Raw genomic sequence first — 1,286 nt, forward strand, 5'->3', positions numbered from 1 at the left:
CCCCTCAGAATGTTGGACTATTACACTCAGTGTAATTATAATTAAAATAACTTACTTGAGGGGGAAAGAAATGAGTACGAGATTCATAAGAAAGTTTACTGAAGAAGAAAGAGTTGCTATTGTTTGTGAAGCACTAGAGTGTGGTAGTAATGCTCTTGTTGCTTCAAAATATAATATTAATCCTCAACAATTATCTAATTGGAAAGGTAATTATAGACGTTATCATCAAACGATAAAACCTAAGGATTGCAAAGAAAAAGAAGTTATACAAGACTATAAAAAAGCTTATCTAAAAGCAATTGAAGAGAATAAAGAAAAGGATCTTGAAATAGCAATATTAAGAGATTTATTAAAAAAAAAGAAATAATTGATTACTATGAATATGCTGAAGAATGGATTTCTTGCGGAGCTCCGGTTGCAAGTATTCTAAGAATACTTGGACTAAAAAAGTCTACGTATTATAGGAAAAAGAAAATTCAAAAACAAGATGAACTAACTAAGTTCATTAAACAATCGTATATGCCAGGTTTTAGTTATAATAAGAAAAAAGAAAAAGTAAATGACATTCTAATTCAAAAATATATTACTGAAATTATAGCTGATGAATTTGGACAGCATTATGGCTACAAAAAAGTAACAGCAGTACTTAAGCGTAAATATTCATTGATTATAAATAAGAAAAAAGTATATAGATTAATGAAAGTTATGAATGTATTGAAGGATCGTACTGAAAGAGTTAGAAAGTACAAAAAGATATGTCGGAATCATAAGGTATCTAGTTCAAATCAATTATGGGAAATGGATACTAAATATATATTCATTGCTGGAACTAGAGAAGTGGCTTATCTAACATCTATAATAGATGTTTTCGATAGGAGTATTATCGCTCATGACCTCAGTCTATCTCCAGATACTTTAGCAGCCAAAAGAGTAACGATAATGGCTTTATATAATAGAAAGATCAAGAATTGTGTTAATTGGCTTACGCTACGAACAGACAATGGTTCACAGTTTATATCACATAAGTTTGAGGAATTGTGTATTAAGGAAAATATTATTCATGAAAGAATACCGGTGCGTAGCCCTAATCATAATGCTCACATTGAATCATATCACAGATATCTTCAAGATGAATGTCTTACTGGAAAGATGTTTGTAACATTTAAAGAAGCTGAAAATACGATTGAAAGATATGTTAATGGATATAACACTAAACGAGTTCATTCAGCAATAGATTATAGAACTCCAGAAGAGTTCTACAATCTAAAAAACTGTAATTTTAAGAA

The 1,286-nt window shown here is 29.5% G+C and carries 2 protein-coding genes; both read left to right on the forward strand.

Annotated features, from left to right (window positions below):
* The first annotated feature begins 70 nt into the window (after nucleotides 1–70).
* Entirely contained in the window at nucleotides 71–367 is a 297-nt protein-coding gene (locus GPX08_RS00020; protein ID WP_156624214.1) for a transposase, read from the forward strand.
* Between the two features lie 152 nt (nucleotides 368–519).
* The coding region (locus tag GPX08_RS00025; protein ID WP_156624215.1) for an IS3 family transposase at nucleotides 520–1,286 on the forward strand (767 nt) is incomplete at its 3' end.

Origin of the sequence: Clostridium tertium (genome assembly GCF_902652255.1) — a bacterium.
Taxonomy (GTDB): domain Bacteria; phylum Bacillota; class Clostridia; order Clostridiales; family Clostridiaceae; genus Clostridium; species Clostridium tertium_A.

Bases quoted from the DNA above. Each gene is read 5' to 3' on its own strand.
- GPX08_RS00020 (WP_156624214.1), top strand. From the start codon at position 71: ATGAGTACGAGATTCATAAGAAAGTTTACTGAAGAAGAAAGAGTTGCT.